This window comes from Flagellimonas sp. S3867, from assembly GCF_014698935.1.
In the GTDB taxonomy this organism is placed as follows: domain Bacteria; phylum Bacteroidota; class Bacteroidia; order Flavobacteriales; family Flavobacteriaceae; genus Flagellimonas.
The window spans coordinates 57,926-77,357 of record NZ_JACVMN010000001.1 but is presented as its reverse complement, the minus strand read 5'-3'; the positions used below and the strand labels follow the sequence as shown (position 1 = coordinate 77,357).

General features: G+C 39.0%; 15 protein-coding genes. 7 read left to right on the top strand and 8 right to left on the bottom strand.

What is annotated here, in order from left to right:
* Positions 1 to 255: 255 nt before the first annotated feature.
* The 3 genes from IAG46_RS00365 to IAG46_RS00355 all read left to right on the top strand — a co-directional run bounded on the left by IAG46_RS00365 (position 256) and on the right by IAG46_RS00355 (position 2,536).
* Complete coding sequence (locus tag IAG46_RS00365) at positions 256 to 636, top strand: LysM peptidoglycan-binding domain-containing protein (protein WP_190808339.1); 381 nt, start codon at positions 256 to 258, stop codon at positions 634 to 636.
* A gap of 206 nt (positions 637 to 842) precedes the next feature.
* The gene (locus tag IAG46_RS00360; RefSeq protein ID WP_190808338.1) at positions 843 to 1,595 is read left to right on the top strand and encodes an AraC family transcriptional regulator; all 753 of its coding nucleotides are present in this window, start codon (positions 843 to 845) and stop codon (positions 1,593 to 1,595) included.
* Positions 1,596 to 1,633: 38 nt separating this feature from the next.
* On the top strand, positions 1,634 to 2,536 hold the full coding sequence (locus tag IAG46_RS00355) for a hypothetical protein (RefSeq protein WP_190808337.1): 903 nt from the start codon (positions 1,634 to 1,636) through the stop codon (positions 2,534 to 2,536).
* A gap of 154 nt (positions 2,537 to 2,690) precedes the next feature.
* Here the strand turns inward: IAG46_RS00355 and cmk are convergent, their stop codons facing one another.
* Both cmk and lon read right to left on the bottom strand, forming a co-directional pair.
* Positions 2,691 to 3,383 carry a (d)CMP kinase gene (gene cmk / locus IAG46_RS00350; protein ID WP_190808336.1) on the bottom strand — a complete coding sequence of 231 codons (693 nt, stop codon included), beginning with the start codon at positions 3,381 to 3,383 and terminating at the stop codon, positions 2,691 to 2,693.
* Between the two features lie 75 nt (positions 3,384 to 3,458).
* On the bottom strand, positions 3,459 to 5,909 hold the full coding sequence (gene lon / locus IAG46_RS00345) for an endopeptidase La (RefSeq protein ID WP_190809717.1): 2,451 nt from the start codon (positions 5,907 to 5,909) through the stop codon (positions 3,459 to 3,461).
* A 217-nt stretch (positions 5,910 to 6,126) separates the two neighbouring features.
* On the opposite strand from lon, the gene IAG46_RS00340 reads away from it, so the two are divergent.
* The 4 genes from IAG46_RS00340 to IAG46_RS00325 are packed head-to-tail and all read left to right on the top strand — an operon-like array spanning position 6,127 to position 9,080.
* Positions 6,127 to 6,690 (top strand): RNA polymerase sigma factor, encoded by a 564-nt coding sequence (locus IAG46_RS00340; protein WP_190808335.1) that lies wholly within the window; start codon positions 6,127 to 6,129, stop codon positions 6,688 to 6,690.
* On the top strand, positions 6,687 to 7,247 hold the full coding sequence (locus IAG46_RS00335) for a hypothetical protein (protein WP_190808334.1): 561 nt from the start codon (positions 6,687 to 6,689) through the stop codon (positions 7,245 to 7,247). The genes IAG46_RS00340 and IAG46_RS00335 overlap by 4 nt, the downstream gene beginning before the upstream one ends.
* Complete coding sequence (locus IAG46_RS00330; protein ID WP_190809716.1) at positions 7,228 to 8,319, top strand: hypothetical protein; 1,092 nt, start codon at positions 7,228 to 7,230, stop codon at positions 8,317 to 8,319. The genes IAG46_RS00335 and IAG46_RS00330 overlap by 20 nt, the downstream gene beginning before the upstream one ends.
* 35 nt (positions 8,320 to 8,354) lie before the next feature.
* Complete coding sequence (locus IAG46_RS00325; protein ID WP_190808333.1) at positions 8,355 to 9,080, top strand: head GIN domain-containing protein; 726 nt, start codon at positions 8,355 to 8,357, stop codon at positions 9,078 to 9,080.
* Between the two features lie 83 nt (positions 9,081 to 9,163).
* Here the strand turns inward: IAG46_RS00325 and IAG46_RS00320 are convergent, their stop codons facing one another.
* The 6 genes from IAG46_RS00320 to IAG46_RS00295 all read right to left on the bottom strand — a co-directional run bounded on the left by IAG46_RS00320 (position 9,164) and on the right by IAG46_RS00295 (position 19,378).
* Positions 9,164 to 10,489 (bottom strand): MFS transporter, encoded by a 1,326-nt coding sequence (locus IAG46_RS00320; protein WP_190808332.1) that lies wholly within the window; start codon positions 10,487 to 10,489, stop codon positions 9,164 to 9,166.
* A gap of 88 nt (positions 10,490 to 10,577) precedes the next feature.
* Positions 10,578 to 11,387: a M48 family metallopeptidase gene (locus IAG46_RS00315; RefSeq protein ID WP_190808331.1), complete on the bottom strand. Its 810-nt coding sequence runs from the start codon at positions 11,385 to 11,387 to the stop codon at positions 10,578 to 10,580.
* 39 nt (positions 11,388 to 11,426) lie between these two features.
* Positions 11,427 to 13,826 (bottom strand): glycoside hydrolase family 31 protein, encoded by a 2,400-nt coding sequence (locus IAG46_RS00310; RefSeq protein WP_190808330.1) that lies wholly within the window; start codon positions 13,824 to 13,826, stop codon positions 11,427 to 11,429.
* Positions 13,827 to 13,920: 94 nt separating this feature from the next.
* Entirely contained in the window at positions 13,921 to 15,816 is a 1,896-nt protein-coding gene (glgB, locus tag IAG46_RS00305) for a 1,4-alpha-glucan branching protein GlgB (RefSeq protein ID WP_190808329.1), read from the bottom strand.
* Between the two features lies 1 nt (position 15,817).
* Positions 15,818 to 17,422 (bottom strand): trehalose synthase, encoded by a 1,605-nt coding sequence (locus IAG46_RS00300; RefSeq protein WP_190808328.1) that lies wholly within the window; start codon positions 17,420 to 17,422, stop codon positions 15,818 to 15,820.
* A 15-nt stretch (positions 17,423 to 17,437) separates the two neighbouring features.
* Complete coding sequence (locus tag IAG46_RS00295) at positions 17,438 to 19,378, bottom strand: alpha-1,4-glucan--maltose-1-phosphate maltosyltransferase (protein WP_190808327.1); 1,941 nt, start codon at positions 19,376 to 19,378, stop codon at positions 17,438 to 17,440.
* Positions 19,379 to 19,432: the final 54 nt, after the last annotated feature.

Below are 19,432 nucleotides of genomic sequence, written 5' to 3'. Positions count from 1 at the left end.
GATATTAATTTGTATTTCACGAGTCTACAGGAGTTAAACAATCGCTGTGAAAGATGTTATAGTTTTTTATAATCCTTTTTTCTCCTGCTGCTTTGCTAAAAAGGAGTGCAAAAATACAATTAATTCCTTGTTTTACAAACCCTTATTAAACTCTTACGGACTTGGGTCGATAATTAATGAAAAATTAAGTCAAAATGTGACTTTTATGCATATCTTGTTTCTTACTATTAACCATTAAATTTAATACAGCATATTATGAGTGTAAAAGCAAAATACCAAGCAGTTTTGGACCTTGGACAGAAATTGGCCATTCAAAATGGTGATGTTTCTGAAGACGCCGGCGTTTTAAAGATAAAAGGGGAAGCAAACACCCCTTATGTTAAGAATGCTATTTGGGATAAAATCAAGGAAATTGGCGGAGAGAGCCCAAGCGACATTAAAGCAAATATTTCAGTTTCTGATGATTCCGTTTATCACAGACATACGGTGCAGAGTGGCGAATCTTTAAGCAAAATAGCCAAGCATTATTATGGTGATGCCATGAAATACAACAAGATTTTTGAGGCCAATACCAATATCCTTAAAAATCCGGATATGATTCACCCAGATCAGGTTTTGGTGATTCCAAACATCTAGAAAAAAGAATTTGTAGTTAAAAAAGCGCCTTAAAGGCGCTTTTTTTTGTGATATCAGGTATCCCTTGGCATTTGTTTTTCCAAAAGTAGTATCTGTCCATTTCATCTGGATTTTTCAATAAAATTCCCGAACTTCAATTATCAGTCGATATAACCCATTAAAACGCGACCATATCTTAAACGTTGTGTGTAATTTGAAGAACGTAAATGATAACTCACGAATTTGAAACAGATTTAAGACTAAAAGATTACATACAATCTTACTGGTATTACAGAATTGGAACAAATTCAGTAAAGCATTTTGATATTTTTCCTGATGGTCATTTCTGTTTGGTTATCAATTTAAAAAAAGGTAGAATAGTTGATAAACGACTAACTGGGATTTGGACAAATACTGCATCAATTAGTTATTTTGAAGATGAAGAAGTATTGGGTATATGTTTTCATCCTTTTGCCATTGGAAGTATCTTTAAGTTTAATATCAATTCATTGCTTGATGACTCTAAATATATCACATCATTGTCTGAATTTAATCTTAATGAAAAATTACTGATTAACAACCTCAAAAATCCAAAATCACTTGTAAATTACCTAAATCAACAATTTCTAAAATTTACAGAAAATATCGAACCTGACAAGCGTTTAAAAAAGTGCTTTAAACTTATAGATGAATCAGACGGAACTTTTACTGTTGATAAAATATCAAAAACAGTTGGTTTAAGTTCAAGACAATTGAACAGATTAGTTACCGAAATGATTGGAATGGGAATTAAAGAATATTCAAAAATAATTCGACTTAAAAGAAGCTTAGTTCAAATAAAACAAGGGCATTCTTTTTATCAACATTATTATGACCAACCTCATTTTATTCGTGAACTTAAAAAGTACACAGGAACTAAACCAAGTGATTTAGACTTAAATAATAATGACCGATTTATACAATACTATTACTTTGCATAATCATAGCTTTGTGAGAAACTAACAAAGATTTAAAACAAATGAATACTATACTCACTAAGCAAAGTTTTAATAAGGCTAAGGATTTTATATTAACAAATGCTAGGATGATAGAAAGGCGTTTGTTTGATTTTCACTTTGCAAATGGAAACAAAGAAGGTGTTTTTCATGCAGTGTATGCCTACAGAAACTCTGATGGCGGCTTTGGACATGGAATGGAACCAGATACAGCATCACCTGAAAGTCAACCATTGTTTAGTATAATGGCGCTGGAAACACTTGATGAAATTGGTTATTTGACCAAAGAAATCATTCTAAAAGACTTTATGCCCTATTTTGAAAGTATAACAACAGAAAAAGGTGGTATTCCTTGGATGTTTAGACCGAAAAGTGATTACCCTTGCGAAGGGCATTTCAAAACAGTTAAAGAATGGGCGGCTTTAAGTACCACTGCGCCACTACTTGGAATTTTGGAAAAGTACGAGATTGATATTCCTTGGATGAAAAAAGCAGAAGAGTTTGTTTGGAGTGAATTTGAGAGAATAAAGGATAAACATGTTTTTTGTTATTTGTGTGTACCAAGATGGTTAACATTTTTAAAGCATACCAAAAGTCAAGACAAGGCGAAAAAAAAAATCAATGATCTAAAAAACTGGATATCGAATAACGGAGTAATTTGTGAAGATAAATCTGATGAAGGTTGGGGACTTTACGAAAAACCACATCGTTTAAACTATGCAACATCTTCTGAAAGCGTTCTATATTCGCTATTCACCAAAGAGACTATCGAATCTGATATAAAAGAATTAATTAACAAGCAAAAAGAAGACGGGCGATGGTATACTTGGTACGGTATTAGTCAAGGAACGAAGTTAGAATGGGCAGGAATTCAAACATTATGGGTTTTGAAAGTGTTAAAAAACTATGGTAGAATTGAAAAATAAAAAACTACACACAACAATGTATGACCGCAATTACGTCTAATCCACTCGGAATTGCTAAAGTCTGTACTAAACCGAGAATCTACGTATATTAACCCGTAACTGACAGTTATACGGACCGATAAGTGCAGTTCTAAAAAATTAGAGGGTCAAAAATCTAACTCTTTTCCGCTATAATCCTTTTGGTATAGTCAAAAACACGTTCAAATTGTTCTGCCAAGCCCATATCGCTATTGTCAAACTCAATGGCGTCATCCGCTTTGCGTAAAGGTGATGTTTTGCGAGTGGAATCTATAAAATCCCGCTTTTGCACGTTTTCCAATACTTCTTCATAGGAAACAACCTCACCCCGCTCCAAAAGTTCCTTGTATCTACGTGTGGCGCGGGCTTCAGGAGATGCCGTCATAAATAACTTTAATTCTGCATCAGGGAAAACAACGGTTCCTATATCCCTTCCATCCATTACGATGCCTTTTTCGGTATCCATTTGCTGTTGCATTTCCACCAATTTGTGTCGAACCTCAGGGATGGTCGCTACTTTACTCACATGACTGGAAACTTCCATATTTCGAATTTCACGCTCCACGTTCTTACCGTTCAAGTGCATTTCAGAAATTTCCAATGCTTTGTTCGGAACAAATTTCAGTTTAATATCGGGTAAATCATTAACCAAACCGGCAATATCTTCCTGATCTCCTACATAATTGTGTTGAATGGCATAAAGTGTAACCGCCCGATACATGGCGCCGGTGTCCACATAAATATAATTAAGTGCTTTGGCGAGTTGCTTTGCAATGGTGCTTTTTCCCGTGGAGGAATAACCATCAATGGCCACAGTAATTTTTCCCATGGTTCAAAAATAAGAAAGCATAGATAATCTACGATATAAGAAGACCCCTAAAGTCCCCTCAAGGGGATAATTTTCCTAAAGTTTCTTGGCATTTTTTACCTTTCTATTGGTAACGGCAATGTCAATGACTTCACTCATATCCGTTACATAGTGAAAAGTAAGTCCCTTAAGATAGTCCTCTTTGATTTCCTCGATATCTTTTCGGTTATCCTCACAAAGAATGATTTCCTTGATACGAGCCCTTTTAGCGGCCAAAATCTTTTCCTTTATTCCTCCAACAGGCAATACTTTACCCCTAAGGGTAATTTCACCGGTCATGGCCAAGCTCTTTTTAACTTTGCGTTGGGTAAACAGCGAAACCAAAGAAGTTAACATGGTTATACCAGCACTTGGCCCATCTTTGGGTGTAGCTCCTTCGGGTACGTGAATATGTACATTATATTTTTCAAATACATCCGAATCTATTCCGAAGGTATCTGCATTGGATTTGATATATTCCATGGCAATGGTGGCCGACTCCTTCATTACTTTCCCAAGGTTTCCGGTAATGTTTAGTGTGCCTTTTCCTTTGGAAAGAATGGATTCGATAAAAAGAATATCTCCTCCTACACTGGTCCAAGCCAAGCCAGTTACAACACCCGCCACATCATTGTTCTCGTACTTGTCGCGCTCTAAACGTGCTGGTCCTAGGATTTTTTCAACATTGGCATTGGTCACTTTTACATTATATTCTTCTTCAATGGCAATAGACTTAGCCGCATAACGTACCATTTTTGCCAATTGTTTCTCTAAACTTCGTACTCCGGATTCACGTGTGTAGCCTTCCACAATTTTTTCCAATTGGGGTTTTCCAATCTTCAAGTCTTTGGTGGAAAGTCCATGTTCTTTCAATTGCTTGGGTAGCAAATGTTTTTTGGCGATTTCCACTTTTTCTTCAATGGTATAGCCTGTTACATTGATAATCTCCATACGATCGCGCAATGCGGGTTGAATGGTACCAAGATTATTTGCCGTAGCGATAAACATTACTTTGGAAAGGTCATAGCCCATTTCCAGGAAATTATCATAGAACTCGCTGTTCTGCTCTGGATCCAAAACTTCCAACATTGCTGAAGAAGGGTCCCCTTGATGACTGCTGGCAAGTTTATCAATTTCATCCAAGATAAAAACCGGATTGGAGGTACCAGCTTTTTTTATGCTTTGTACAATTCGCCCTGGCATTGCACCAATATAGGTTTTACGGTGTCCACGAATCTCAGCTTCATCACGGAGTCCGCCTAAGGACATACGCACATATTCCCTGCCCAATGCCTCTGCCACGGATTTTCCCAAAGAGGTCTTACCTACTCCAGGAGGGCCATAAAGACATAAAATGGGTGATTTCATATCGTTTCGGAGTTTCAGCACTGCCAAATACTCAATAATCCTACGTTTTACATCTTCAAGTCCGTAATGATCGCGGTCTAATATCTTCTGGGCTCGTTTTAAATCGAACTTATCTTTTGAAAATTCATCCCATGGCAAATCCAAGAAAAGGTCCAAATAGTTCCGTTGTATGGAATATTCTGCTACCTGTGGATTCATGCGTTGCATTTTCGAAAGTTCTTTTTCAAAATGCTCCTTTATTTTTTTGTTCCACTTTTTCTCTTTCGCTTTGACACGCATTTCATCAACTTCCTCCTCATAAGAAACTCCTCCAAGTTCTTCTTGAATGGTTTTCATCTGCTGGTGCAAGAAATATTCCCGCTGTTGCTGGTCCATGTCATTGCGTACCTTGGACTGAATATCATTTTTCAACTCCAATTTTTGAAGTTCCTGATTCATATATTTCAAGGTAGTAAGGGCACGTTCTTGCAGATTTGGAATCTCCAAAAGTCTTTGCTTCTCTGAAACACTTAAATTAAGGTTGGAGGACACAAAATTGATCAAGAACGAGTTGCTCTGAATATTTTTGATGGCAAATGTAGCCTCGCTTGGTATATTCGGATTGTCTTTAATGATTTTAAAAGCCAATTCTTTAATGGAATCGATTATTGCCCCAAATTCCTCACTTGTTTCATCCGGACGTTCCTCCTCCGCTTCACGCACTGTTGCCGTGAAATAAGGTTTTTCGGTAACCATCTCAGCAATCTCGAAGCGTTTTTTACCTTGAATGATCACGGTAGTATTGCCATCGGGCATTTGCAACACCCTAAGAATCCTAGCTACCGTTCCCAAAGTGTTTATATCTTCTATACCCGGATTCTCGGTTTCCTCATCCTTTTGGGACACTACGCCAATGGTTTTTGTGCCATTATTGGCATCTTTGATAAGATTTATGGATTTATCTCGTCCTGCAGTGATAGGAATCACTACCCCAGGAAAAAGTACTGTATTCCGTAACGGAAGTACCGGAAGCGTCTCTGGGAGGACTTCCCTGTTCATTTCCTCCTCATCTTCTGGAGTAAGAAGTGGTATCAATTCGGCATCTTCATCCAAACCCTGCAGGGACATATTGTCAAAAGTTGAAATTTTTATTTCTCCCATATCATTAGTTTCGGTCATTTTGTCATTAATGACCACTATTTTTCTTTTCATCATTTACCCAATCTCACCGTAACTCCTTAAAAGTAAGCAATACAAGGGTGCTTGGGTCTTTTTTCAAGGGTATATGGGCAATTCTTATGCCATTAAAAAAGAAAAATGTCCAAAAAAGTGTAACAATTGATAATTTCATCAATCTATAAGACAAACCATTCATTTTTTGAGCCGCCAAAATGAACATACTGATGCACTGCTTCAATCGTGCCTAAAGGGAAATCAAAGTGCACAATTGGAAATTTACAATCGATACTACAAAGCGATGTACAACACTGCTTTTAGGATTGTAAAGGACTCGGCAGAAGCTGAAGATGTGATGCAGGAATCTTTTTTGAACGCGTTCACGAAACTGCACACATTTAAGGGGGATGTCACCTTCGGGGCATGGTTAAAGCGCATTGTGATCAACAACAGTATCTATCATTATCGAAAACAGCAAAAAACAAAAGCTGTGGATTTGGATGACGTAATGTACAAGGTCGAAGACAATGATGAAGTTGCTTTAAATCACAATGGTTATACTGAACTGAAGGCTCAAAAAGTGATGGAAACCATGAAAAGTTTAAAAGACAATTACAGAGTTTCTTTGACCTTACATTTAATCGAAGGTTACGACTATGAGGAAATCAGTGGCATTATGAATATTAGTTATGCCAATTGTAGAACAACTATTTCAAGAGCTAAAGAAAGTTTGAGAAAAAAATTGACCCAAAATGCAGTATTATGAGCAAGGATAATTTGGAACAACTGTTTGAGCGACTTCAAGGTGAATTTAACCTCGAAGAACCCAAAGGCGGGCACCAAGATCGGTTTTTGGAGAAATTGAGCCAATCTAAAGGGGTTGTTACCCTAAAAAAACAAAAAACAAATTGGTGGAAACCACTTTCCGTGGCAGCTTCAATTATTTTGTTGTGCGCCTTGGGCTTGAAAGTTTTCAACGGTCAACCCACACTTAAAGAACAAGTGGTGGAAATTTCTCCGGAAGTATCCAAGACCGAATTTTACTTTGCCAACCTCATCGAAGAACAAGTACAACAACTAAAGGATGTTAAATCTCCTGAAACGGCCAAATTGGTAGATGACACGCTATTTCAGTTAAAAAAATTGGAAGATAATTATCGCACATTAGAACAAGAACTCGTAAATGGCGGGAATAGTAAGATCATTCTTAATGCAATGATAACCAACTTCCAAACCAGAATTGATCTATTACAAGAAGTATTGACCAATATTGAAAATATTAAAAATTTAAAAGCATACAATGATGAAAACTTTACTATATAAATATGCCCTTCTGGCATTTCTGATTTTACCATTGGCAGTCATTGCCAATAATGGAAAATTAAAAGGAAAGTATACCAAGGAAAAGACCATTAAAAAAGAATTTGATGTTAATTCCGATGCTCTTTTGAAGATCAAGAACAGTTATGGTAATCTAAACCTCACCTCGTGGAATGAAAACCGAATTGTGATTGAAATACACATCAAAACCAACGGAAATAATGAAGAAAAGGTCCAAAAAAGACTTAGCGAAATAGATGTGGACTTTGAAACCAGTAACAGTTTGGTTTCCGCAAGAACCCTTTTTGGGGAGAAGGGAAGTAACTGGGGTTGGAACTGGGGCAAACGAAACAACGTAAATGTACAAGTAAATTATACCGTAAAATTACCGGTTAAAAACAATATCCACTTGAGTAATGATTATGGGAACATTTATTTGGATCGTATCGATGGACATGCTAAAATTAATTGCGATTACGGAAAAATTGATATTGGTGAACTTCGTGGTAGAAATAATGAGCTTAAGTTTGATTACACATCGCGATCCACGTTTGACTACATCAACAGTGCGGAGATAATGGCTGACTATTCGGGATTTACGGTGGAAAAAGCCGGTGATTTAATAGTAAAGACAGACTACACCAATGCCGTAATCAACCAAATGGGTAACTTGGAATATTCCAGTGATTATGGTTCCATTGAGGCCAAGGAAGTCCAAAGTGTCAAAGGAAATGGAGATTATATCGGGGTTAAGCTGGGAACGGTCCATGGTGATGTCTCTATTAACTCTGACTATGGGTCCATAAAAATTAGTGAAATGGCATCCGACGCTGGTGACATAAATATAAAAACGGATTATACTGGTATCAAGATTGGGTACCATCCCGAATATTACTTTGATTTTGAAATTTCTACAGAATACGCAGGTGTCAGCGGAATGGATGATTTCGAAATTCAAGTCAGCAAAGAGAAATCATCGGATAAGTACTATAATGGCTACTATGGCAAGGATAACTCTGGAAATGTTATTTACATCACCAGTGATTATGGAGGAATAACTTTTTATCAAAATTAAAAATCAAATCGAAAAACAACGCTAAAAACACAATCATGAAAAAATTAATCACATTAGGTTTGGCACTTAGCATGGTAGCCATTACCAATGCCCAATGGGGCAAGAGAGTAAAAGGAAACGGAGAAGTTGTCACCATAGATCGTTCTGTTGGCGATTATGACGAAGTGACCTTAGCCGGTTGGTTCGACGTTGAACTAGTAAGTGGGCAGGAAGGCGAACTGACTTTAAAGGGAGAGTCCAACTTGTTGGAGTACATCAAAACTGAGGTTAAAGATGGAAAATTGGTCATCAAAACCGAAAAAGGGGTCAACCTTAGACCTTCAAACTGGAATGGAGGTATCCATATTACGGTTCCTATAGAGAGCATTAGTGCGGTAGCTTTATCCGGGTCGGGTGATATTGTAGGTAAAACAACCATCAAAACGGATGATTTTAGTGCTCGAATGTCAGGATCAGGAGACATTAACCTTTCTGTACAGGCGCAAAATGTAGCGGCAGCTCTTTCTGGTTCAGGAGATATTAGATTGAACGGGAAGACAAACGATTTTGAGGTTCAGGTTTCTGGTTCAGGTGATGTAAGTGCTTATGAATTAGAGGCAGAAAATGTAACCGCTCAAGTTTCTGGGTCAGCAGATATAAAAGTTACCGCAAATCAATCAATCGATGCGAGAGTTTCTGGCTCAGGAGATATTCATTATCGCGGAAACCCAGATAAAATTAAAAGCAAGGCTTCTGGTTCTGGAGATATATCCAAAGGATAAAACTTCATTTTGAGCTAGTCTAGGAGTTTATTACCAATCAAAAATTAAAAAGCCCCGATCTTAAGGTCGGGGCTTTTTGGATTTCAGTTCTTCGTTTTATTCACCCTCAACAACAACAATGCTCCAATTAAGAAGAAAAGCCCTAAAAAGATAGTACTGTCTCGCATACTGCCCGTAAGCTGGGCCACAGCTCCATATAAGAAGGTGCCGATTACAATCCCAATTTTTTCGGCTACATCATAAAAGCTGAAAAAAGATGTGGTGTCGGTAGTCTCGGGTAAAAATTTGGAATAGGTGGAGCGTGATAATGCCTGGATTCCCCCCATTACAATACCAACAAGTCCTGCTGCTATGTAAAAATCCATAGGTGTTTGCAAGAAATAGGCGTAAACACATAAAAGAATCCAAAATACATTAATCACGACCAAAGTACGTATGTTTCCAAAAGCTTTGGATGCAAAAGCGGTTACAGTTGCCCCCAAGATGGCAACAATTTGGATGACCAGAATACTTATAATGAGCCCAGTTGTTCTTTCACTATCCGTACCCCAGTTTATTTCTTCTTCCCCAAAATAGGTAGCAATAAGCATGATGGTCTGCACAGCCATACTATACACAAAAAAGGCTCCCAAATAACGTTTTAATCGGGTCTCATCACCCAATTGCTTCCAAACGCTCTTGAGTTCTTTGAATCCGTTGAGAACAATATTAGTTCTTGCTCCTTCTCTTTTATTGCCTTTAGGCAAATGCATAAAGGTATATTGGCTGAACAAAATCCACCAAATACCTACAGAAATAAAAGAATACTTCATGGCCTTTATTTCTGCCACCTCTCCACCACTGTCAGTGATCCCAAAAACCGCTGGTTGCATGACCATGGCCAAATTGAACACCAACAGAATAACACTTCCCACATATCCCATTGAAAAACCTTTAGCACTAATGCCATCTTGCTGTTCGGGAAATGCAATGTCCGGCAAATATGAATTGTTTATGGCGAAGCTTACCCAAAATCCGACCAAACCGAAGAAATAACAAATCAGCCCAAAGTAGATGTTCTCCAACGAAAACCAATACAATCCAATGCATGAAAAGGCGCCTAAATAGCAGAAAAACTTGAGAAAAACTTTCTTGTTTCCTAAATAATCTGCGATTCCAGAAACCAATGGTGTTACAATGGCAATAAAGACGAATGCCAATGAAGTCACATAACTTATCAGAGGAGCACGGGCAATCTCGCCGCCAAAAATGGTAACCTTTTCAATCTCCGCAACCCGGAACAACGCACCATAAAAGATGGGGAAAATGGCAGATGATATGACCAAACTATAAACGGAGTTTGCCCAATCATAAAATGCCCAAGCATTCAACAGTTTTTTACTTCCTTTTAATGCGAGTGCTCGTGCCATGTCTATTGAAATAAAAAACCACTACCAACATCCTAAATAAATAGGAGTAGATAGTGGTCATAATGATTATTTTGTTTTGGTCAATTTATCACTTAAATGATGTTACACCATATTTTGCGGCCTCTTGTTTGGCAGCTGGCGCCCATGCAGTAAGGTTATTTATTCTTGTATCATTTGAGGGATGTGTACTCATAAATTCGGGTGGAGCTTGTCCTCCGGACTTAGCCTTCATTCTTCTCCACAGTTCTGCTGCTTCATCTGGATTGTACCCGGCAATGGCCATAATTTGAAGTCCAATCCTATCGGCCTCGGTCTCATGACTTCTGCTAAAGGGAAGCATCAATCCAACGGTTGAACCCAGTCCGTAAGCCTGGTTAAATGTATTGCGCTTTTGAGGGTCTTTAATTGCAACGTTCCCAGCAACCGCTCCTATCTGTTGTAACATTCCTGCACTCATACGCTGGGCACCATGATCGGCCAAAGCGTGGGCAACCTCATGTCCCATAACAACAGCAACACCGGTTTCAGTCTGGGTAATAGGCAAAATTCCGGTATAAAAAACAATTTTACCGCCAGGCATACACCAAGCATTTACGGTTTCGTCATTCACCAAATTGTATTCCCATTTATAGTCCTTCAGATATCCGGGATAACCGTTTGCATCCAACCACCTTTCAGCGGCAGAGGAAATACGCTGACCTACCCTTGTTATCATTTGAGCATCGGAAGTACCTTCAATAACTTTGTTTTCGGTTAAAAACTGGTCATACTGCGCAAAAGCCATTGGAAAAATCTGGCTGTTCGGATAAAAATTGAGCGTGCTTCTACCCGTAAATGGATTTGTCTTACATGATGCCACGGTCATAAAGACCACAGCTGTGATTATCAACTTCTTCATAATTGTTAATAGTGTTTAGTCTAGGGAAAATACAAAAAATTATTTTCCAATAATATGGAGCTCGGTAAAATCCTTGCTTATTTCAATACCATTGTTCCCATTTAACTTAATGTCTTTCAGGTTGACCTTCTCGTTGTCTACTTCCACGGTACCTATTGTAAATGGCAATCCATGAAATGTTAGTTTGAATTTGTTGTAAGAAGTTATGAAGTTTCCATCCTTAAATTGTTGTATGATCAGCTCATTTTCCTTTCCTCGGAGCCTAAATCTTCTAAGGCTATAACGACCTTTTTTGTAATCATACCCATCTTGTTGGTCCTCATATATAACAGATTTTTCTATCCCTTCTGTATAATATACATCCAACTGGAGTTCGGTTATCTCAATCTCCCCAACATATTGTTGAACTGGGTATTTGGGTATGATGGACCCTGCTTTGACGAACATCGGAATTAAATGTATCTCGGCGGAAACCCATTTTTCCATACCCCCATCAACTATTTCCTCAGTCCAATAATTATACCATTTTCCTTTTGGAAAATACATTCGACGTCCTTGGGCATTAGGCTCTTGGATCGGACATACCAAAATTTGTTCGCCAAAAAGGAATTCATCTGTTCTAAAATGGGTCTGAGTATCGTCTTGATCATAAAATACCAAAGATTGAAGCATGGGCAAGCCGTCTTTGATGTATTTGTAAAACATGGTATACAGGTACGGTAGCAACTGATACCTTAACTCGACAAATTTTCTAAAAATGTCGGTAATCTCATCTCCAAACGACCATGGCTCTTGATCTCCATGGTCTCCACTGGAATGTACCCTGCAAAATGGATGAAATATCGCTAGTTGGATCCAACGGACAAACAGCTCACCGTTAGGTTGCTCTGCAAATCCTCCAATATCGGAACCTACAAAGGAATAACCACTCATACACATACGTTGCATCTGTACGTTGGCAATCCAGAGATGTTCCCAAGTGGCTACATTATCCCCGGTCCAGGTAGCACAATAGCGTTGAGTACCAGCGTAGGCCGCTCGGGTAAGCACAAAAGGCCTCTTTGGAAACATAAATTTTTTAACACCGTTATAGGTGGCTCTAACCATCTGCATTCCATAAACATTGTGTGCTTTTCTATGGCTACAGGGATGGCCGTCGTAATCATGGCGTACATCCAAATTGGCTGTTTTGGTAGGGACTTCCATGATGGCCGGCTCGTTCATATCATTCCAAACACCGTGCACCCCAAGGTCTGCGATCATTTCTTTATAAAGATCTCCCCACCATTCTCGAACCTTTGGATCTGTGAAGTCGGGAAACTTGCAATCTCCCGGCCATACCTTTCCCTTAAAATGTGGGCCATCGGCACGACGACAGAAATAGCCATTTTCCATAGCTTCTTGGTACACCCAATAGTCGCGATCTATTTTGATTCCCGGGTCAATCATGGTAATGGTCTTAAAACCATCTTCCTCGAGTTCATCAATCATTTTCTTGGGATCGGGAAAATGTTGTTTGTCCCAAGTGAAACAACGAAACCCTTCCATATAATCAATATCCAAATAAATGGCATCACAAGGAATCTTTCGCTTTCGAAATCCAGAGGCAACGTCTTTTACTTTTTTTTCTGGGTAATAACTCCATTTGGACTGGTGGAAGCCCAAAGCCCATAATGGCGGCAATTCTGGAACTCCGGTCAAATCGGTATAGGCCTCAACCACCTTACTCATTTTGGGGCCATAAAAGAAATAATAGTTCATTTCACCTCCATCGGCCCAGAAACTGGTCACATTTCTTTTTTCGTTAGCAAAATCGAAATAGGTACTGAACGAATTATCAAAGAAAATACCATAGGCCAGATTTTCCTTAAGTCCAACATAAAATGGAATGGCCTTGTACAACGGCTCTTGATCCTTGCCATAGGCATAGGAATCCGTCACCCAATTGTTGACACGCTTACCTTTTAGGTTGGTATGTGAGGCTTTGTCTCCCATACCATAATAACTTTCGCCAGTATGGCAGACCTTGCTCATTTTTACGATGTTACCACCATAATTATAGTTTTCTTCCCAATGAAAACCCAATTCATCTTCCAACAAAGCGGTTCCATCTATATTTTGGATTTGAATCTTTAGGTTTGATTTATCGAGGTGAATCTTGATCTTTGAAGTCGAAACAATATATTGTGAAACTTCCTCCACTACCGAAATCTCATTGTACCCCAAACTTACATCCTCGCTGATCGCATAAGAAAAGTCAGGTTCAAAAGCATATTCGGTGGCGTATCGAAAACGAATGGTGCTGTTACGCAAAATGGTTATTTGTAAAACAACCCCATTTTGAGTTGTAAAGTATAGCTTATCGTTTTCTTGTTTGAAGTCTGTTATATGGTTTGGGTACTGATTGCCTCTTTTTTCAATTTCAGTATTGGTAATCATATGTGGCTAATTAAGACTGACAAAAGAAAGACTTTAGAATGACAAATTAAAGCGATGTTTATAACAACTCAACTACAACGTTGTAATTAACCGACTATCTATAAATAACCACTCCCAAAGGAGGCAAAGTCATTAAAACTGATTGGTCAAAACCGTTCCATTTGGTCTTGGATGGTTTTATAGTCTTTTTGCCCAATCCGCTTCCCGCATATTTTTTGTCATCACTGTTGAAAAGCAACTTCATTTGATTGGTCTTGGGAACCCCTACTCTATAATTTTCCCTTGGTACCGGAGTAAAATTACAGGCCACAACAATATCATCTTTAGAATCTTTTCCTTTACGCAGGAAGGAGATCACTGAATTTTCTTGATCATTGTGCTCTATCCATTGAAAACCTTCTGGACTAAATTGTTTTTCATAAAGCGCTGGATTGGTTTTGTAGACTTTGTTCAAATCTTTGATCACCTCCTGAATTCCCGAGTGGAAGTCATATTGGGTCAAATGCCAATCCAAACTTTCTTCAAAGTTCCATTCAGAGGATTGACCAAATTCACCTCCCATAAACAATAAGTTGGTTCCGGGATGGGTAAACATATATCCAAATAACAGTCTTAAATTGGCAAAACGTTGCCATTCGTCTCCCGGCATGCGGTACAGCAAGGATTGCTTCCCGTAAACCACCTCGTCATGCGAAAAGGGCAGCATAAAATTTTCGGTGAAGGCATAGGTCATGCTAAATGTAATCGCATTGAGATCGTAGGATCTATGGATGGGTTCTTTCTTGAAAAATTCAAGGGTATCGTGCATCCATCCCATCATCCATTTCATACCAAAACCGAGCCCTCCCAAATCAACTGGCTTGGAAACACCTGAAAACGCCGTGGATTCTTCTGCTATGGTTTGAATTCCCTTGAAACTGCCATAAACCTCTTGATTCATTTCTCGAAGGAATGACATCGCCTCCAGATTTTCATTATTTCCATATATATTGGGTTCCCATTCGCCTTCTTCACGAGAGTAATCCAAATATAACATGGAAGCAACAGCATCTACTCTAAGTCCATCAATATGGAATTGATCCAACCAAAAAACGGCATTACTTATCAAAAAAGCGCGGACCTCATTTCTACCATAATTAAAAATCAAACTTTTCCAATCAGGGTGATACCCCCTTCTTCTATCGGGATGTTCATATAGGTGTGACCCATCAAAAAAGCCCAATCCGTGGGCATCTTCAGGAAAATGCGAAGGCACCCAATCCAAAATCACCCCAATTCCCTTTTCATGGAATTTATCTACCAATAACTTAAAGTCCTCTGGCTTTCCAAAACGGGATGTCGGTGCAAAATATCCGGTAAGCTGATACCCCCATGACGGGTCATACGGATATTCCATAACCGGCATAAATTCTACATGGGTAAATCCCATTTCGGAGACGTAGTCCACCAACTCACCGGCCATGTCCATATAGGAAAGAAATTCGTTACCCTTTTTTTTACGCCAAGATCCCAAATGCACTTCGTAAACGGAATACGGTTTATCCAAGGCATTTTTATCCTCTCGCGTGTCCATCCATTTTTTATCCTTCCATTTGTAGTTTGCGTCCCAAACCATTGAAGCTGTTTTGGGGGGCTGCTCGCAATAGCGAGCAAAAGGGTCCGCTTTTTCTGTCCAAATATCACTATGATGGGACTGAATTTTATATTTATACTTGCTGCCCTTGTCCACGCCTGGGATAAATCCTTCCCAGATGCCGCTCCCATCCCATCGAACCATTAATTTATGTGCTTCGGTATTCCAATGATTGAAATCACCAACTACCGAGACTGACTTGGCTGAAGGAGCCCAAACGGCAAAATATGTGCCCTTTTTACCATCAACTATTGTAAGGTGTGAACCCAATTTTTCATAGAGCCTAAAATGCTTCCCTGATTTAAAAAGGTTGATATCGAAGTCGGTGAAAAGACTATGTGCTATAATTTCAGCCATATTATTTTTTGTTGATTATACTCATAATACCACGAAGTGGTATTACAGCCCACAGGGGCCTTGAATTCATTTCGTAGCCGAGTTCGTACACGGCTTTCTCAAGCATACAATATTCTAAAAGAAAAATACGCTCTTGGGTGTACCCAATATTAATATTGTTTTCTTGAATAAGGTCTACATAAGTCCCATAAAAAACATTTATGAAGTAGGTGTACAGGATTTCCCCGGCATGGAAGAGTTCTTCTTGTGCATAGGGATATTTACCTTCGTTATTGAAAATGGTTGCATAAATGGCATAGTGGAACGATCTAAAAATCCCGGCCACATCTTTCAAAGGGGGTTGTTTTACCTTTCTGTCTCTAATAGTGCTTTCGGGCTCTCCTTCAAAGTCCAAAAGATAAAAATCATCATTTTTGACCAAAACCTGTCCTAAATGATAGTCACCATGTACCCTTAAGCGTTCTCCTTTGAGTTTGGTCCAATCGAAATTGATAAAGCGTTTTCGTATCTCATTTTTTCGCTCTAAAAATTCCCTCGCCAACTCTTCGGACATTCCTGAAAGACGGCTGATGTTATTTTCAACAGTATTCAGCCTATTTTGAAACTGATAGAGCAAACGGTTTTTCAACCATACTTCATAATCTCCATTAAAATGTTCGGGAGTAAAGGCGGTATCTTCAAATTCTGAGCCCAATGCAATATGCATTTCCGCAGTTCTGCGTGCCAAGGTCTGTAATTTAAGAAATATGCTCAATCCTGCCCAGTCGATTATCTGCGGAGGTACATCTGGTATTTGCAGTCTTTGGAATAACTGCACTTGTGGAAGGGAATTTACATCGAGGTTTTTCCGCTCCAAACATTGAAAAATTTCGTCAATCTCTTTCAACATATATTCCCAGGCATCGCCGTCATTGGGAACCAGTTGTTGCATCAAGGCAATGGTGATATTGGCATTGTCGGAATCGATAATGCTCAAACTACCCATATATGCCGGGGTGTTCTTGTATTCTTTTTTTTCTGAAAGAAAACGACTCATCTCATAATCGGGATTCTTATCAGCGTAAATCCGTCTAAAAAACTTGATGACATATTTATCGTTCATGATGATGGAGGTATTGCTCTGCTCCAATCCCATAAAACGCGATGAGATATATTCGGTATCAGTGAAATTTATGCTTTTATGATATCTCACCCTGGTAGTATCTTTGGGTTCAGCCGTCATCAATCGTTCAAAGACCAATTTTCTAAAGGCTTCTAGATTTAGCGCGTCGATGATGAAACCATCCTGTCCATTGAGTTTTAAAGGTAGAATTCTGTCTTTCTTGGCAAAGTTTTCATCAGACACAAATGCGATCGGAAGAAAATAGTGTTGGTAAAAGGCTTCTTTGAAATTTATTTCCAGAATAAGTCCATAATACACCTCGCCATGCTGCTGAATCTTAAAATGCTCCTGTAACTCAATATATTTTAGCTTGCTCGATTTTCCACCATACCATCTTTGCCGAACCACATAATCCTGTAAGATGGTCGACAAAAACACATCGATAAAATTGTCGTCTTCCAACAACTGTTCCCAAGCTATATTGAATTCGTAAGGTGGCTTCAAACTTAATTTGTTAGGTTAATCCTTTACTACCTGGAACACATGAAAGGGTGCATTGGGGTGTAATTCCACAAAATTCCATTCATCATACCAGTGATATTCATTTTCGGTGATTTCGTCCTTAATATGTAATCCTTGTCCTTGCTGAATCCCAAGTTCTTGTAGTGGAACTTGCACCGTTCCTTGTTGCATGTATTGGGAGTCAAGGCTCACCACAATAAGAACTTCGCTAGTTCTAGTATCATTCCATTTATAGTATGCAATCAAATTGTCATTTTCAACTTGGCAAAACCGGATGTTGTTCGTCTGTTGAAGCGCTTCATGTTTATGACGTGCCTCATTTATTTTGGTAATATAGTGGGTCAATCCATTTTCTATGGTCCAATCCCAATGTCTTACTTCGTATTTTTCACAGTCCAAATATTCCTCTTTTCCCGGCATGGCGTCGGTAACCATATACTCAAATATCGGCCCGTAAATACCTAGATTACCACTTAAGGTCGCTGCCAAGGCATATCTGATCAAGTGCATTGATTCGTTGGCTCCTTGAAGGTGATATGGATTGATGTCCGGTGTATTGGGCCAAAAATTAGGTCGGTAATACTCCCGCATATCGGTTTGGGTAAGCTCCGTAACATATTCTATAAGTTCATGCTTTCCAACCCTCCACGTGAAATAGGTGTAGGATTGCGAAAATCCCTGTTTCGCCAATTGTTGCATCACCTTTGGTCTTGAAAAGGCCTCTGCCAAAAAGAGGATATCGGGATGATCCTTTTTTACTTCAGAAATCAGCCAATGCCAAAAATAGTAGGGTTTGGTATGTGGATTATCGACCCGAAAAACCTTTATACCAAGCGCAACCCAGTGCAGTACAACACTTAAAAGTTCGTTCCAAAGGGCTTTGTAATCTTTGGTTTCAAAATAAAAATTTACAATATCCTGGTATTTTTTGGGCGGGTTTTCAGCATACTGGATGGTTCCATCGGGTCGTTTTCTAAACCATTCAGGATGCTCGGAAACATAAGGATGGTCTGGAGCTGCCTGAAAGGCAAGGTCCAATGCAATCTCAATACCCAATCCATCAGCTTTTTTAACCAGTTTTTTAAAATCTTTTTCAGTCCCCAACGCTGGGTGAATGGATTTATGCCCGCCATGCTTTGATCCTATTCCCCAGGGTACACCAGAATCATCCTCTTTTGCATTTACCGTATTATTTTTTCCTTTGCGGTTTACCTCTCCTATAGGATGGATAGGTGGAAAATAGAGTGTGTCAAAGCCCATTCTGGCGATCCGTGTCAACAATTTTTCACAATCCCTGAAAGTTCCATGCTCACCTTGCTTTGGAGCTGAAGAACGGGGGAAAAACTCGTACCAAGTGCTGAAATTTGCCTTTTTCCTATCAACATAAACTCGCAATTCCTTGCTCTCATTGGCTAGAATTCTTTGTGGATATTTTAGAAAAAGGGTTTTTAACTCATCTGAAACCGCAAAACCCACTGCTTCGTCATAGGCTGAATCATCCTCAAACTTGGAAATCCACCCCATTAAGCTTTGCTTTTTGGATGCATCTACCTTTTTGCCCAAAAACTTCAGATATTGCACGCCATCCAAAAGCTCACTTTTTAGCTGCTGTCCATCCGCCAATTTAGCTTCAGCACCATGTTGCCAGTTGAGCGCATAATCCACCCAACCTCTTATTCTATAAGAATAAAAGCCCTGTTGTTGAACATTAAAAGTGGCCTGATATTCATCATTGCCCAAATGTTCCATTCGAACCTCCGAATATTTTTTTTGGTCGCTGTGCTTATAAAGCAATTCCGCCTGTATTACGTCATGACCATCCGGTAGAACATCAGCAGAAACCCTAACGCTTTCCCCGACAGTGCGCTTAATAAAAAAATCTCCGGATTCCAGTTGCGGCAAGATATTGTCAATCACTACCCGTTGCTGCCTGTACATAGTTGAGTTTAGTTAGTCTTTGTTATAAATATAGAAATTAAACCCACAATTTAC

Excerpts from the sequence above, each read along its gene's own strand:
- IAG46_RS00365 (WP_190808339.1), top strand. The coding sequence starts at position 256 with ATGAGTGTAAAAGCAAAATACCAAGCAGTTTTGGACCTTGGACAGAAA.
- IAG46_RS00360 (WP_190808338.1), top strand. The coding sequence starts at position 843 with ATGATAACTCACGAATTTGAAACAGATTTAAGACTAAAAGATTACATA.
- IAG46_RS00355 (WP_190808337.1), top strand. The coding sequence starts at position 1,634 with ATGAATACTATACTCACTAAGCAAAGTTTTAATAAGGCTAAGGATTTT.
- cmk (WP_190808336.1), bottom strand. The coding sequence starts at position 3,383 with ATGGGAAAAATTACTGTGGCCATTGATGGTTATTCCTCCACGGGAAAA.
- lon (WP_190809717.1), bottom strand. The coding sequence starts at position 5,909 with ATGGGAGAAATAAAAATTTCAACTTTTGACAATATGTCCCTGCAGGGT.
- IAG46_RS00335 (WP_190808334.1), top strand. The coding sequence starts at position 6,687 with ATGAGCAAGGATAATTTGGAACAACTGTTTGAGCGACTTCAAGGTGAA.
- IAG46_RS00330 (WP_190809716.1), top strand. The coding sequence starts at position 7,228 with ATGAAAACTTTACTATATAAATATGCCCTTCTGGCATTTCTGATTTTA.
- IAG46_RS00325 (WP_190808333.1), top strand. The coding sequence starts at position 8,355 with ATGAAAAAATTAATCACATTAGGTTTGGCACTTAGCATGGTAGCCATT.
- IAG46_RS00320 (WP_190808332.1), bottom strand. The coding sequence starts at position 10,489 with ATGGCACGAGCACTCGCATTAAAAGGAAGTAAAAAACTGTTGAATGCT.
- IAG46_RS00315 (WP_190808331.1), bottom strand. The coding sequence starts at position 11,387 with ATGAAGAAGTTGATAATCACAGCTGTGGTCTTTATGACCGTGGCATCA.
- IAG46_RS00310 (WP_190808330.1), bottom strand. The coding sequence starts at position 13,826 with ATGATTACCAATACTGAAATTGAAAAAAGAGGCAATCAGTACCCAAAC.
- glgB (WP_190808329.1), bottom strand. The coding sequence starts at position 15,816 with ATGGCTGAAATTATAGCACATAGTCTTTTCACCGACTTCGATATCAAC.
- IAG46_RS00295 (WP_190808327.1), bottom strand. The coding sequence starts at position 19,378 with ATGTACAGGCAGCAACGGGTAGTGATTGACAATATCTTGCCGCAACTG.